Origin of the sequence: Fannyhessea vaginae DSM 15829 (assembly GCF_000159235.2) — a bacterium.
GTDB lineage: Bacteria > Actinomycetota > Coriobacteriia > Coriobacteriales > Atopobiaceae > Fannyhessea > Fannyhessea vaginae.
This window is the reverse complement of sequence record NZ_ACGK02000001.1, coordinates 903,060-916,847: the sequence shown is the minus strand read 5'-3', so window position 1 is coordinate 916,847 and position 13,788 is coordinate 903,060. Positions and strand designations below refer to the sequence as shown.

The 13,788-nt window shown below is 41.5% G+C and carries 14 protein-coding genes; 9 read left to right on the top strand and 5 right to left on the bottom strand.

What is annotated here, in order from left to right:
* Positions 1 to 482: 482 nt before the first annotated feature.
* Complete coding sequence (locus HMPREF0091_RS04020) at positions 483 to 1,616, top strand: ABC transporter substrate-binding protein (RefSeq protein ID WP_010242224.1); 1,134 nt, start codon at positions 483 to 485, stop codon at positions 1,614 to 1,616.
* Between the two features lie 32 nt (positions 1,617 to 1,648).
* Complete coding sequence (locus HMPREF0091_RS04015; protein WP_006302989.1) at positions 1,649 to 2,290, top strand: IMPACT family protein; 642 nt, start codon at positions 1,649 to 1,651, stop codon at positions 2,288 to 2,290.
* Positions 2,291 to 2,408: 118 nt separating this feature from the next.
* Here HMPREF0091_RS04015 and HMPREF0091_RS04010 read toward each other — a convergent pair whose 3' ends face one another.
* Positions 2,409 to 3,932 (bottom strand): C1 family peptidase, encoded by a 1,524-nt coding sequence (locus tag HMPREF0091_RS04010; protein WP_006302988.1) that lies wholly within the window; start codon positions 3,930 to 3,932, stop codon positions 2,409 to 2,411.
* Positions 3,933 to 4,071: 139 nt separating this feature from the next.
* On the opposite strand from HMPREF0091_RS04010, the gene HMPREF0091_RS04005 reads away from it, so the two are divergent.
* Entirely contained in the window at positions 4,072 to 5,523 is a 1,452-nt protein-coding gene (locus HMPREF0091_RS04005; protein ID WP_006302987.1) for a CCA tRNA nucleotidyltransferase, read from the top strand.
* 81 nt (positions 5,524 to 5,604) lie between these two features.
* Here the strand turns inward: HMPREF0091_RS04005 and HMPREF0091_RS04000 are convergent, their stop codons facing one another.
* The 3 genes from HMPREF0091_RS04000 to HMPREF0091_RS03990 form a co-directional block, all read right to left on the bottom strand.
* Positions 5,605 to 6,135 carry a dihydrofolate reductase gene (locus HMPREF0091_RS04000; RefSeq protein ID WP_010242219.1) on the bottom strand — a complete coding sequence of 177 codons (531 nt, stop codon included), beginning with the start codon at positions 6,133 to 6,135 and terminating at the stop codon, positions 5,605 to 5,607.
* A gap of 66 nt (positions 6,136 to 6,201) precedes the next feature.
* Complete coding sequence (thyA, locus tag HMPREF0091_RS03995; protein WP_006302985.1) at positions 6,202 to 7,050, bottom strand: thymidylate synthase; 849 nt, start codon at positions 7,048 to 7,050, stop codon at positions 6,202 to 6,204.
* A 111-nt stretch (positions 7,051 to 7,161) separates the two neighbouring features.
* Positions 7,162 to 7,581, bottom strand: a complete 420-nt coding sequence (locus tag HMPREF0091_RS03990; protein ID WP_006302983.1) for a (deoxy)nucleoside triphosphate pyrophosphohydrolase — start codon at positions 7,579 to 7,581, stop codon at positions 7,162 to 7,164.
* A gap of 193 nt (positions 7,582 to 7,774) precedes the next feature.
* On the opposite strand from HMPREF0091_RS03990, the gene rnd reads away from it, so the two are divergent.
* The 6 genes from rnd (at position 7,775) to HMPREF0091_RS03960 (ending at position 13,202) form a co-directional block, all read left to right on the top strand.
* Positions 7,775 to 8,905: a ribonuclease D gene (gene rnd / locus HMPREF0091_RS03985; RefSeq protein ID WP_006302982.1), complete on the top strand. Its 1,131-nt coding sequence runs from the start codon at positions 7,775 to 7,777 to the stop codon at positions 8,903 to 8,905.
* Between the two features lie 127 nt (positions 8,906 to 9,032).
* Positions 9,033 to 9,728, top strand: coding sequence for a zinc metallopeptidase (locus HMPREF0091_RS03980; protein ID WP_006302981.1), 696 nt, complete (start codon positions 9,033 to 9,035; stop codon positions 9,726 to 9,728).
* A 106-nt stretch (positions 9,729 to 9,834) separates the two neighbouring features.
* On the top strand, positions 9,835 to 11,187 hold the full coding sequence (gene xseA, locus HMPREF0091_RS03975) for an exodeoxyribonuclease VII large subunit (protein WP_006302980.1): 1,353 nt from the start codon (positions 9,835 to 9,837) through the stop codon (positions 11,185 to 11,187).
* A 97-nt stretch (positions 11,188 to 11,284) separates the two neighbouring features.
* Positions 11,285 to 11,578, top strand: a complete 294-nt coding sequence (gene xseB, locus HMPREF0091_RS03970; RefSeq protein ID WP_174220914.1) for an exodeoxyribonuclease VII small subunit — start codon at positions 11,285 to 11,287, stop codon at positions 11,576 to 11,578.
* Between the two features lie 8 nt (positions 11,579 to 11,586).
* Positions 11,587 to 11,937: an HIT domain-containing protein gene (locus HMPREF0091_RS03965; RefSeq protein WP_006302978.1), complete on the top strand. Its 351-nt coding sequence runs from the start codon at positions 11,587 to 11,589 to the stop codon at positions 11,935 to 11,937.
* Positions 11,938 to 12,032: 95 nt separating this feature from the next.
* A complete protein-coding gene (locus tag HMPREF0091_RS03960) occupies positions 12,033 to 13,202 on the top strand; it encodes an acetate/propionate family kinase (protein ID WP_010242213.1) in 1,170 nt (389 codons plus the stop codon).
* A gap of 273 nt (positions 13,203 to 13,475) precedes the next feature.
* On the opposite strand, the gene HMPREF0091_RS03955 is transcribed toward HMPREF0091_RS03960, so the two are convergent.
* Positions 13,476 to 13,655, bottom strand: a complete 180-nt coding sequence (locus tag HMPREF0091_RS03955; RefSeq protein WP_006302975.1) for a 2-hydroxymuconate tautomerase — start codon at positions 13,653 to 13,655, stop codon at positions 13,476 to 13,478.
* Between the last annotated feature and the right edge of the window lie 133 nt (positions 13,656 to 13,788).

Genomic DNA, 13,788 nt, shown 5'->3' with positions numbered 1-13,788 from the left:
TTGGCGCATAAAAAACGCACTCCTTTCGCATAACAGTGACAGAGGATTTGTTGAGTGCGCAATGTTATTGTGCTGCAATATGTCCATAAATTCTTTGAAAATTAGGCAGATTTATGCTTGTATACGCATGTGTTAGAGCCAGCTTATAAGGTATGTTTGAATGGAGTTTTATGCGCTTTTCGCATGGCATACGTTTTCTCTGCACAGTTGAATTAAATCTGCTGCAAAACAAACTTGGCACTCATTTGTTACAAACCATTGCGGAGAAAACGGAGTCTGATTTGATACAAGAAATGTATAACAGTTTATATCTAAAGTCAATGGATATTTTTTCGACCATTACGTAAAAGTTACTTTCATTGCATATTTTATACCATTTATCGAATATTTACCAAGGCGGCAATTATCTTGGCGTTATAGTGCATGTAATGTCACAAAACGTTTGTGATGAGAATGTCCTTGTCAATAGAATTGAGGATGATATGAATACTCTCTCGAGAAGGTCGTTTTTAGCTTCTTCAGCTGCTCTTTCTTTGTCTGCCTTGTTAGGTGGTTGTAGTTCAGGCGCAGGCTCAAACGGCGGTGCTTCGTCCAGTGATTTGGAGCGCATTGCAACTCAAGATGTTATTGATGCTGCAAAGAAAGACAAAGAGCTTATTGTTTATGGTTCATGTGACGAGCCGTATCTTGCGGTTGTCTGCGAAAAATTTAAGGAGCTCTTTGGTATAGATGCTCAATTCCAACGTATGTCAACGGGCGAGGTTCAGGCAAAAATCGAAGAGGAAAATGGGCATCCATCAGGCGATATATGGTTTGGTGGTACGACCGATCCTTATAATATTGCAGCTGCAAAAGGCTTGCTCGAGCCGTATAAAGCTCGTAATGACTCTCATCTTATGGCTTCGCGTTACAAAGATGCACAAGATATGTGGCATGGAATTTATAAGGGTTCCTTGGGCTTTTTCTATAATTCCGACGAGGTAAAACGTCTTAATTTGGACGTTCCTAAAGACTGGCCTGACTTACTTGACCCCAAGTATAAAGGGCTTATATGGTCGTCTAACTACTATACAGCAGGTACCGCGAAACTTATTTGCAATACGGCAATTCAAAAATATGGTCATGACAAGGGAATTCAATATCTTGTTGATCTGGATAAAAACATCGCCGTATACACAAAGAGTGGTGCGGGTCCTGCTAAAAATGTTGGTACGGGTGAATGCATTCTTGGTATTGGATTCTTAAGTCAGGCAATTGAACAAATTGTTTCAAACGGATACACTAACATTAGCCTCATCACGCCGTCTTCGGGTTCGGGATATGAGATTGGCGCTACGGCCATCATGAAGGGTTGCAAGCATCCAGACGCAGCTAAGCTTTGGGTTGAGTTTGCGCTTTCACCGCAGTGCGTAAACCTTGCGCAAACGGTCGGATCTAATCAATTCTTGGTTATTGATGATGGTCAGCAGCCGCAGGCTCCGCTTGATTTGGGTCTTGATCCTAGTTTCGATGACCTTATGGAGTACGATTTTGAGGACGCTAAACAAAATACTGAGAAGTACGTTCAGGAAGTTATGGCCGCGCTTCACGGTGGTGATGACCGCTTTAAGAAGTAATGTTTACATGTTATGTGGTGTCGTAGGGGATTATGCAGGAATTTAAGACGATAAAAGCTGGTTGTGAACCGCTTGGCATCTATGCTGAAAAGTCAAGTAAATTTATAGCTTATCTCAGCCGCGCCACATGTAAGTCTGAAGCACAAACATATATAGAACAAAAACGAGCAGAACATCCTCATGCACGTCATGTGTGTTCGGCTTGGCTTTTACCTGAGGGCATATCTCATGTTAGTGATGATGGAGAGCCTTCTAAAACTGCAGGAATCCCCATATTATCTGTATTACAACATTATGAGTTACAAGCTTGTGTAGGAGTAGTTGTGCGCTACTTTGGTGGAATTTTGTTAGGCACAGGTGGTCTAAAGCGAGCTTACAGCACGGCTATTGAGAAAGCGTGTGAAGATGCATGCATGCAAAAACAACTGGTAAGCATGGGTATAGTAGAAAATCTTGTGCTCTCATGCTCGTATGCCTTATACGGCAGTGTTCAAAGTTGTATTGCACGCTATCAAGGAACTATTGCGGATACGCTTTTTGAAACATCCATACAGGTTACGGTGCGTTTTATTGCCCAAGATGAGAGAGCTAAGCGCTGTTTAGAAGAACTTAAAGATCTCTCGCGTGGTCAGATTGATGGCTTTATAACCGATAGATATGTTCACGAGATATAAATACGCGCACGGAAAACCGTGCGCGTATACATTCGTAATTTTATACTGTTACAGTAGTTAGAGCAGCTAGAACAGTTAGAACAATTACAGAAGTTAGAACACCATTCTTGTTATACCGCTATTTTTTACGAAGATTCAGAGCTCGTCCCATGTTAGACCATGGCATAACTTCTATATCAACTCCATTATCCCAAATATCCAATAATTGAGAAGAAAGATACTTTCTTGCGATATCAATTTCTCCACCATAGAGTCTAAACCAGTCGGAGCTCATAATAAGATATCCATCTTTACCGGCGTCTTTACCCCAGCTATTTTCGATTCTCCAAGCTTGTGGTTTGCCTTTCTTATCTAGTTGAACTCCCTGGAACGTCATAGCGTGCGTTAAACCAGTTTCATGGGTATCTACCATTGATGGTCTGCTCATATCAAAATCGATCCCAAACAAACCATTCATGTCAACAGTATCCGTTGCTAATATGTACTTAAAGTCATCAATATAACGCGGGAATTGTTGGCAAACATCACATGCCATCGATACGGGACGTCCGTCTTTAAGAGCACTAATAGCTGCCTGCTCAAGCACTTCAGGTTCGACATTTAAGAAACGTGCAGCAAATCCGCCTAAAACAGAATCGTCAAATTGAACGTGATACACCTTGTTATATTCAAATTTGGATGATGGAATCGAAGTAAGCTGAATGTACTCCTCGGGGTTAAAAGGCACGTATTTCTTGGTAAATTCTTGAGGAGTTAGGTTGGTGTCGTACAAAACGGTTACGCGATCTTTATGGTCTTTTTCCTCATCCTCATCCTTAGCTTTATCCTTAACTTTAGCTTTAGACTTTTGAGAGTCATCCTTTTCATCATCTTGAGGTTCTGGTAAAACAGCGTGAATCTTAGAAGCATCAGCTTTACATTTGGAACCAACTTCAATATGAAGGCCAAAGCTTTCGGGTGGGTTGCCAAGACAAATACACAAGAACGTGTAAACTTCTTTAAGCATTTCATCCTTGAGTTCGTGAAGGGTTTCTACAGATGCTCCTTGTTCTGCCTGTGTGCGCAACTCAAAAATATCCTTATGTAAAAGTCGAGCAAGTTGATTGTCCATCTGTTCAGAATTTTCAGAACATGCAGTTTCTGGCATAGCTTCTTTAGGAACAACGCCCCATTTGCGAATAAGGTTCATAGCATAAAAGAAATACCCACCGTCAGCCGCTACACCATCTAATAAATATTCAACTTCTCTACTTTCAAGATCTTTATCTCGGGTAGAGATAATGTATTCAAGTGTGGCGTTTGCTTTTTCGAGCTTATCGTAGAACATTCCATAGGCTTGACTAAATTCAAAGGTATCAACATCTAGGAACTTCATGGTTTCTTGGCGTGCAACATTGTACGATGCAAACATCCAACAACGACCGCTGTGGCGTTGGTTGGTAATTTCTCCTACTTTAGGAATTGCTATTCCATAGGTGTCAGTATATGTTCTCATGGTAGAAATGTCGCGCGCTGCGCTCATAATGTCCATGGAGGTAACAGCATTACGTGCAATTTTATTTGCTCGTTGTTTGGTAAAATGTTTATTTTGTTGTTTTGCCCATGCAGGTGAAAGCGTATTGTGTGAACTTACTTGTGCCATATGGCCTCCTTATTCAAATGCAATACAATTTGAATTTCATAAATTGATCATGTTATACATCCAACGATGTAAAATTATACAAAACCTTTATACAATACGGTAAAACTACGTATTTATTTTTTGAAAAGGAAACATCTTTGTGGACACTTCTTTAAAACATACCAATGATAACAACACTTCTTGGGAACAGATGTCTTTCGATTGGGATGTGCCTTATCAGGCAATACGTATTCTTACCATTCTTGAATCGCATGGTTGGAGTGCGTGGATAGTAGGCGGATGGGTGCGCGATATGGTTATGAGGCAACCATCTCATGATATTGACATAGCAACCTCTGCATCATGGCAACAAAGTGAGCGACTCTTCTGTGATAGTGGATGTAGTGTTTTTAGAACTGGCTGTAAGCATGGAACTATTACCGTTGTACTGGATCATTATGCTTTTGAAGTGACAACGTATCGAAGCGAAACAACATATAGCGATCATCGCCATCCCGATTCTGTTACGTTTGTTGATTCTATCCAAAAAGATCTTGCGCGTCGTGATTTTACGTGTAATGCGCTTGCTTATCATCACGAGCGCAAGCTTTTGGACGTATACGGTGGAATAGACGATATACATGCACATATATTGCGCTGTGTTGGCAAAGCCGATGTTCGTTTTGCAGAAGACGCTCTACGCATGCTGCGAGCCTTGCGTTTTCAAGCTACCTTACATTTTGTGCTCGATAGAGATATTCAAACTGCACTTGACAGGCATTATCTCGAATTGTTGCGTATTGCCCCTGAGCGCATTGGTTCAGAAATTATTAAACTCTCAACTTCAGGTTTATTCTTTAGGAGTCTGCGGACGCATGAGAAAATTTTTACGGTGTGCATCCCAGAATTTAAGGAGCTGTATAAATGTCTTGGTGACCGTGATTTTTCACAGTATGGTAACGCTGAAACAGCTATTACTCGCTGTATACCTGAAGATGAACGTTTTATTTCGATGGTGCTTCTCATATCAGAAGCATTACCTGTGCAGGTATTACAAGATTTTTATAAGCGCCTAGAAAGATTCAATGTCCCACGCGCGCAAACCATGCGAATCATTAGAGAGCATGAAGTATTGCATAAACTTATAAAGGAATACATTTGTTGTGACAGTAAGGCGCAAAATAGTGGCAGACAAAATTGCATGGATGATGTTCGCAGGTGCTCAATGCGAAAAGAGCTTATCTCTGGTTTACACTATCTTTTATTGAAAAAAAGTCCAGATCCTTATATTGAGATGTTTCATCTGTTGACGTTTGCGCGCCTGTATTGCCGTACATTTATGAAAGTGCCTACTCATGCATGCATACGAATTGAAGATCTACGTTATATGCTTTGGTGTATAAAGCAGCAGAAAGTGCCTTTGTCTTGTAAAGAGCTTGCAATAAATGGCTACGATGTGATGGAAGTTTGCAACATGAGCGCTGGCAAAGGGGTAGCGTGCACTCTTGAACATGTGCTTGCACTTGTACAGGAAGGTCGTTTAGTTAATAGCCGCTGTGTCTTACGCGCATATTTGAAAAATTTAAAGACCTACGAACATATAAGCCGCTGATAAAAGGGTAAGAAAAAGGCGCGCAAAAGGCGCGCCTATCGATTATGACCTAAACTCTAACGCTTAAGTTAAAGGTGAAAGTTATACATGTTGGTATGTTACAAACAAAAAGTGCACACCTTCAGAAGTTATGCCGCCTTCTGTGGTGCTTGTTATGCGCCAGTCGTCCATCTTGTCTAAATTAGGAAAATATGCATCTGCCTGGCGTATGCAGTCGTTTTTAGTGACTACGACTTCTGTGCAATAAGGAAGAAATTGTTGATAGGTATAGGCTCCTCCAATAATCCAAACGTCCTCATCAGGCTTTATGTGAGAGAGTGCGTCTTGGGTGGATGTGTATACCTCGTAATTTTGCACGGATGTTCCTTGCTCTGTACAGGTAGTTTTTGGAAAACCTTCGCGTTCATAGGAATGTGTTTGCGCTAAGACGATATTGCGTCTATTTTTAAGTGGGCCTTTTGGAAATGTTTCAAATGTTGTTGAACCCATAATAACGCATGCTCCAGTGGTCATACGTACAAAGTGCTGCATATCGGCTTTGTTGGGGACAAGGAGCTCGCCTTTATATCCAATACCCCAGTCTTGTGTAACAGAAACGATTGCTTTAATCATTACATTTCCTTTGATAGGTTTAGATTTCACTTTGAGTGCTTGTAACGTTACGAGGTAGCACAACCACTACACTGCAATAGGAATACCCTTAACTTGAGGTCCATGTTGATAGTTTTCAACGATGAGATCATCAGTTGTAAATTCATAAAAGTTATGAATATCAGGATTCAGATGCACTAGGGGAGCGGGATATGTTGGACGCGTAATAAGTTCTTTTACAATGTCAACATGACGGTCATAAATATGTGCATCAGAAATCATATGAACGAGCTCTCCTGCCTGCATATGATTAACTTGTGCAACCATCATAAGAAGGATCGCATATTGACATACGTTCCAGTTGTTTGCCGCCAATATATCTTGTGAACGTTGAATGAGTAGCATGTTGAGGGTTGGTTGAGGGTTTCCTTCTTCGTGCGTAACATTATAAATTGCACTGTAAGCACAAGGATAGAGATTCATCTGAGATAAATCAGCAAAGGTGTAGGTTGACGTCATAATACGTCGTGAATATGGATTATGTTTAAGGTCGTATAAGACTTTATCCATTTGATCCATATCACCTTCGGGATAATGGTTTTTAACACCAATTTGATACCCGTATGCTTTTCCAATTGATCCAGTTTCATCGGCCCATGAATCCCAAATATGCGAATGTAGGTCATGAATATTGTTTGACTTTTTTTGATAAATCCAAAGAATCTCGTCCATAGCACTTTTAAGTGCGGTTCTGCGCAGTGTAAGAGCAGGGAACTCTTCACGCAAATCATAGCGATTACATACACCAAATTTTTTAATGGTATAAGCACTTGTTCCGTCTTCCCAATGTGGGCGGACTTTTTCTCCTTGAGTAGTTGTTCCATGCTCTATGATGTCTTTGCACATTGATATAAACAGATTATCAGCTTTACTCATTTGTGCTCCTTTGTGATGGTTTGCGTCTCACGTGAACTTGACTTTTGTTGTCGAGTTTTACCATGTCGCGCAAACAGTTTTAACTCTAGTTCAACTCTACGTATGTGCTCATTAGCAACCATGAGAGGTGTAAAATAGTTCGCCCCAGGCAAGTCCAACAGACGTGGCAAGTTGTTTATCGGGCACAAGCCAATCAAGCGTGAGTAAGTCGCCATATTCAAGCCATGTGTATTCTGAATGTGCCACGAGCGTTATGGTTGCTCCACAGGGAAAATGGCAGCCAAATGCATGAAGAACAATATGGATATCGTCCACATCGTATTCAATACAATCAAGTGGCCATATAGATCCAAGTTCTATGTCAAGCTCTTCTTTAATTTCTCTTCTCAGTGCTGCTTCTGGAGTTTCGCCTTCTTCTATTTTTCCACCGGGAAATTCCCAATAGTGATCCTCAACAGGTTGTAGGCGTTTTGCAGCTAAAACTTTTTCGTCGTGTTCGATAACAGCTGCTGCAACATGAATTGTTTTCATAGCACCTCTTTGTGTAAATTGTGAGCCAATGTTGGTAGGTATTACATTTATTTTCTTATCTATTGTAATAAATTAGTGTTGCTTATTGATTGTCTCATAGAAATTCTAGGATTTTAAGCGTATGAGTGGCGCTTGAATTTGTAACCTATATTACAATAGTTTTGTTAATTCATTCTTCAGGAGACGGGAACTTTTGTATATAGAAACCTATGAACAGCTTGCCAGTTTTTGTGAGCGTGCAACAAAAAGTGATGTATTAGCAATTGATACAGAATTCATGCGTGAAAAAACCTTTTACCCAAAGCTCTGTTTGATACAACTCGCTACGCGTTCAGAAATAGTTCTGGTTGATCCGTTGTCTATACCTGATCTTACTGATTTGTGTAAGCTGTTTTTGGATAAAAAGATCACTAAAATATTTCATGCGTGCTCCCAAGACCTTGAGCTTATTTATGATATTTTTTCGTGCCTTCCAAAACCGGTGTTTGACACGCAGGTTGCTGCAGCATTTTTAGGTCATCGTTTTCAGATTGGTTATGGGCCTTTGGTTGATGCTCTTTGTCATGTGCATTTGCCAAAAGCCGAATCGCTTACCGATTGGACGCGTCGCCCTTTGGCAGAAGAGCAGCTTGAATATGCAGCAGATGATGTGCGTTATTTGCCGCGTATGTATGACACGCTTTTACACGAACTGAAAGAAAAAGAGCGTTATGCATGGTTTTTGGAAGAAATGCATGAGGTTTGTAACGAGCATCATGTGATTAAAAAACCTCAAGAGGCATATCTTCATATGCGTCGCATTTCTTCTTTAACGAGAAAGCAGCTAGCCATTGCGCGAGAAATTGGTATCTGGCGCGATGTTATTGCGTCACATAAGGATATTCCACGCAAATGGGTTATTCCCGATGAAATTGTTATCGATCTGTGTAAAAGCGTACCTAAAACAATGGAGCGCCTTGAGCGCATTCGTTCGGTCGATACGCTTTCTATTGACGATAAACAAACGCTTTTGCAAGCAATCGAAAAGGGCGTGGCGTGTCCTCGTGAATTATATCCCACTACAAAACGTCACGAACGTGCATCTCAGGAGATGGAAAGTGTTGTTGATCTTATGTATGCGCTCGTAAGATTACAGTCTGAAAAAACTGGTGTTGCAACGCAACTTTTGGCAACGCGAGATGATTTATGCGCCTTTGTACGTGGTGTTTCGGATACACAATTGTCTGATTCCTGGCGTTTTGAGATGATTGGGCAAAAACTGCAGGCGCTTATGGAAGGTCGGGTTGGACTTACCGTAAAAGATGGCAAGGTTGAGCTTTTATAAGGTAATCATGGTTTGCCTCATAATGTGTACGTGCCCTTTGTTGGTGCTTTGCATTAATGTCCGCGCGATGTGGTATAAAATAATCTAGATATTTTAATCTGTTGGTTTTTAATGTTGTGAGGTACTTATGTTATACGGATATATGTTCGGCTTCGATCCAATCTATATGGGTATAGTCGTTGTTTCTCTGGTCATCGGTGCTTTATCTCAATCCTATATTAAAAAAACGTATGCACGTTGGTCTCAGATCGAAACATCTTTTAGCCTAACAGGCGCGCAAATTGCGCAAAATATGTTATCTGATTTAGGTAGTGCTTCTACGAGCATTGGCCATGTTGATGGTGACTTAACCGATTATTTTGACCCACGCGATAATAGTTTGCACTTAAGCCTTGCTAACTTTTCGCAAGCAAGTGTAGCCTCTGTTGCGGTTGCTTGTCACGAGGCAGGACACGCGGTACAACATGCACGTGGTTTTGTATTTGCACAGTTGCGCTCGTTATGCGTGCCTTTGGTTAATTTTGCACAAAACAGCTGGAGTGTCATTTTGTTTATGGGTGTTTTTCTTAATGTTATTCAGCTTGTTCAGTTTGGCGTTCTCCTCTTTTTTGCGGTTGTGATTTTTCAGATTATTACGCTTCCTGTAGAAATAGATGCTTCGCGAAGAGCCCTGGCATATCTTAGACAAGCTGGTACCCCCATCGACGAAGCAGGTGCGCGTTCGGTGCTTATTGCCGCAGCACTTACCTATGTGTCAGCTGCACTTATTTCTATTCTTCAGTTGGTTTATATGTTAAGCCGTGTACGGGGTAGTCGCGATTAGTTGGGGGAGAACTTAAGGATTTTCGACACTCATGTCTTGTGTGTAATGACTTGCCCTGCAGTATAAAAGACGATGTAGAGCATTGTATAAGGAGTGGATAAGATATATGGAAAACGCTAAACCTATTTCTGTATGTGATGCTGTTGCACAAGCCCAGTCCTGTGTTAAAACCATGCCTTCTCTGTGTGTCAATGGCGAGGTAAGTGGTTATAGAGGTCCTAACGCCCGCTCAGGGCATTGTTACTTTCAGCTTAAAGACGCACAATCAAGCATGGACGTCATTATGTGGCGATCCACCTTCAATGCTTGCAACTTTCAGATGAAAGATGGTCTTCAGCTTGAGGTTCGTGGTTCTTTTAATATTTATGGTGCAAGCGGAAAACTTTCGTTTGTTATAACGTCTGCTCATGTTGCAGGTGAAGGTCTTTTGCGCCTGCAGGTAGCGCAGCTTGCCAAAAAGCTTGAGGCCGAAGGTTTGATGTCCGATGCGCGCAAACGCTCTATTCCGCGTTTTTGCTCAAGAATCGTTGTTTGCACATCGCTTTCTGGAAGCGTTATCGAAGACGTTAAAAGAACGCTTGCGCGCAGAAATCCTTTAGTTGAAATACAAGCAGTAGGGTGCTCTGTTCAGGGTGCTCAAGCTCCTGCTACCATTTGTCGTGCACTGGCAATAGCTGCGCAGGCAAAGCCCGATGCCATTCTTTTGGTGAGAGGTGGTGGCTCCTTTGAAGACCTTATGTGCTTTAACGATGAAAGTGTTGCGCGCGCCGTAGCGGCGTCTCCAATACCTGTCATTACAGGAATCGGTCATGAGCCCGATACGTCCATTTGCGATTTGGTTTCTGATAGAAGAACGTCTACGCCTACTGCCGCTGCCGAATCGGTTGCGCCTGCTTTTGACGAGGTACAGGGTCAAATTTGGGAACGTCAGAGAAGACTTGCTCAAGCTATGTCAGCAATTTTAAAAGCACAGCGTGCAAATATCGAAAGTCTTTCTCAGAGCGCAAATCGTGTTATACACTCTAAACTTGCCGAAACAAAAGTATATCTTGACCATATTTCATCGCGTAAGTGTCTCACCAGTCCTGATGCGTTTATCAGCGAAAAACAAACATCTTTAGAGCTTACAGCCGAGCGACTTTTTGCTGCGATGCCACGCGATATTTCACGTTTTCGCGAGCGGACCACGCCGCTTTTCATGCGTTTTAATAAGGCAGGAGAAAGTTTCCTACAACCGTACAAACATGCTTTAAGTTTGTATGCTCAAGCACTTGATACGCTTTCGCCGCTTAAATCGCTTGCACGCGGATATAGCATCGTTCAAGCAGATGACGGCCATGTAGTTTCGTCTGCTTTAGATGTTAACGTTGGAGACCGTATTGCTATTATGCTTGGTACTGGTTCGGTTCATGCATCTGTCAGCGATATTTGCACCACCAATAAACTTTCAAAGAGCTAAGCATTACGTAAGGTGTGTATTTTGTCTGTTAGATAGCAGATAGTTACCTATGAGTACAAGCGAAAACTTTGTTTTCGCACAAGAGAAAGGTTCTGTTATGTCAAACCAAGAAGAAAAAAGTGCAGTATCTCAAGCACAAGACGTTGAAGCAATGAGCTTTAAAGAAGCATCTATTGAGCTTGAGCGCATTGTTCGTAGCCTTGAAAGCGGTGATTTGGAGCTTGAAGCATCGCTTGAGAATTACAGCCGTGGCGTAGAGTTACTTAAAAGTCTTCGTCAAAGACTTGAGCATGCTGAACAAAAGGTACAGGTTCTTGTAGATGCATCTTCAGAATCGCTTGAAACATCCGATACCTGTGCTGCTCCGTCTGTTGCGTATATAGATGAATAGGACTTGTTATGAAAACAGTAGATGATTGTATTTTTTGCAAGATTATAGAAGGAAAAATTCCTTCAGAATTTGTATATGAAGATGATCTTGTTTGCGCTTTTAAAGACTTAAATCCGCTAGCACCAGTTCATATTTTAATTGTTCCCAAACATCACTATGCCGACATACTCGATGATGTAGATGCTGATACGCTATCTGCGTTGGTGCATGCTGCGCACGAAATAGCTGCGCATTACAAGCTAGAGCATGGGCTTCGCCTAGTAACTAATAAAGGTGATGATGCAGGACAAAGCGTACACCACCTACACATTCATCTTTTGGGTGCAGCTCCGCTTTCAAATTCGTTTGGAAAAGCTTAATTTATGTAGCTCTTTTATGTTGGGTTTGTTTTGTCTAATATATGCAACAATGTTTGAGTCTGTAACGTTTTGATTTAATGCTTGAGAGGTTCGCTATGAATGTACTTGTGATTAATGCGGGAAGTTCTTCGCTTAAATATCAGCTGCTAAATCCTGATACCAAAGAGGTATTTGCAAAAGGAAATTGTGAGCGTATTGGTATTGATGGCTCCTTTATTGGTCACGAAGAGCTTGGTGGCGAAAAGCAAATTATGAACGTTGCTCTTCCTACGCACAAGGACGCTATCAAGTACGTTTTTGAGATTATTAAGCCTTTGGGCAAAGAAGTTGCAGGAATTGGACACCGTGTTGTACAGGGTGGTTGGTACATTCCCGAATCGCAGATTGTAACCGATGAAAATATGCGTTGGGTTCGTGAAGTTGCACCACTTGCACCGCTTCACAATCCTGTTGAAGCCGATGTAATTGACATCTGCCGCACTATGTTTCCTTCTATTCCCAATGTAATTGTGTGTGATACTTCGTTTCATTTTCATATGCCTGAGGAAGCGTCTCGCTACGCATTGCCTCGTGATGTTGCCCAAAAATTACATATTAGAAAATATGGTGCGCACGGTACTTCGCATCGTTTTATTTGGAAAGCTGCTCACGAATTCACGGATGGTGCTATTCATAAACTTGTAAGCTGTCACTTAGGATCGGGCGCGTCGCTTTGTGCAATTAAGGACGGAAAATCCATTGATACAACCATGGGCTTAACACCACTTGACGGACTTATTATGGGTACTCGTTGTGGAACGCTTGATCCAGCTGTTGTCTTTTATCTTGTGCGTGAGGGCCATTATACTATCGATGAAATTGATACCATGATGAATAAGCAGTCTGGCTTAAAGGCTCTCTCAGCTATTTCATCTGATTCTCGTGATATTGAACAAGGTGCGCAAGAAGGAAATAAAGATTGCCAACTTACACTCAACATGTATTACTATCGTTGCGCTGCTCTTATTGCAGAGATGGCGCAAGCTATGCAGGGCTTTGATGCTATGGCATTTTCTGCAGGTATTGGTGAAAATTCTGCAACTGTTCGTGCGGGCGTTGCCAAACGCCTTGAATGGCTTGGAGTTAAAATTGACGCCGAGAAAAATGCTGTGAGAAGTGGGGAAGTCCGCGATATTTCTGCACCAGATTCAAAGATTCGTGTGCTTGTTGTTCCTACTAACGAAGAGCTTATGATTGCTTTGGACGTACAAAAATTGGTTGGTTAGTTGAACTTGCGTTTCTAGATGCTGGGCCTTAGCTAAAGCATTTTGCGCGTAATGGACGTGATGAAACGCATTTCGAATACCATATCGAAAGATATATAGAAACTCCCGAGCAGCCTCGCAACTCATAGTGAGTTAAACGAATGTGCACTCGGGAGTTTTGCATACATCGAAGCTGTACAGCCAAACCGCACGCGTCTCATACATACTGCGCTTGTTCTGCGCGTGGTCGCAAACTGCATGGTGATGTAACTGCTGGTTACAGCTGATTGGTTTTTACTTGTTTGATCCTTCTTCATGGAAGTAGTTTGAGCGTTTCATATCGTTAAAAATCACATGAATATGCTCTTTGGGTGCGTTAGCATAGGTGTGTATGGTCTCAATAATTTCTTGAGCCATCTTTTTCTTTGCTTCGTCAGATCTTCCTTCGATAAGTTCTACATGTACTAAAGGCATACTTTGCTCCTTAATCTAAAATTTTTATGCATGTGTTACCACACGGAATAAGTATACGCTTATCTTGCGGAAACGATGTAAAAATAGCATCCAAAATGTTGTACAATACAGATGTATTAACAGTTGTAAAGTT

What these genes read in the sequence shown, in the direction of transcription:
- HMPREF0091_RS03980 (WP_006302981.1), top strand. Translation starts at nt 9,033, where the DNA reads ATGTTATACGGATATATGTTCGGCTTCGATCCAATCTATATGGGTATA.
- HMPREF0091_RS04020 (WP_010242224.1), top strand. Translation starts at nt 483, where the DNA reads ATGAATACTCTCTCGAGAAGGTCGTTTTTAGCTTCTTCAGCTGCTCTT.
- HMPREF0091_RS03955 (WP_006302975.1), bottom strand. Translation starts at nt 13,655, where the DNA reads ATGCCTTTAGTACATGTAGAACTTATCGAAGGAAGATCTGACGAAGCA.
- HMPREF0091_RS03990 (WP_006302983.1), bottom strand. Translation starts at nt 7,581, where the DNA reads ATGAAAACAATTCATGTTGCAGCAGCTGTTATCGAACACGACGAAAAA.
- thyA (WP_006302985.1), bottom strand. Translation starts at nt 7,050, where the DNA reads ATGAGTAAAGCTGATAATCTGTTTATATCAATGTGCAAAGACATCATA.
- HMPREF0091_RS04010 (WP_006302988.1), bottom strand. Translation starts at nt 3,932, where the DNA reads ATGGCACAAGTAAGTTCACACAATACGCTTTCACCTGCATGGGCAAAA.
- HMPREF0091_RS04015 (WP_006302989.1), top strand. Translation starts at nt 1,649, where the DNA reads ATGCAGGAATTTAAGACGATAAAAGCTGGTTGTGAACCGCTTGGCATC.
- HMPREF0091_RS03965 (WP_006302978.1), top strand. Translation starts at nt 11,587, where the DNA reads ATGAAAACAGTAGATGATTGTATTTTTTGCAAGATTATAGAAGGAAAA.
- xseA (WP_006302980.1), top strand. Translation starts at nt 9,835, where the DNA reads ATGGAAAACGCTAAACCTATTTCTGTATGTGATGCTGTTGCACAAGCC.
- HMPREF0091_RS03960 (WP_010242213.1), top strand. Translation starts at nt 12,033, where the DNA reads ATGAATGTACTTGTGATTAATGCGGGAAGTTCTTCGCTTAAATATCAG.
- xseB (WP_174220914.1), top strand. Translation starts at nt 11,285, where the DNA reads ATGTCAAACCAAGAAGAAAAAAGTGCAGTATCTCAAGCACAAGACGTT.
- HMPREF0091_RS04000 (WP_010242219.1), bottom strand. Translation starts at nt 6,135, where the DNA reads ATGATTAAAGCAATCGTTTCTGTTACACAAGACTGGGGTATTGGATAT.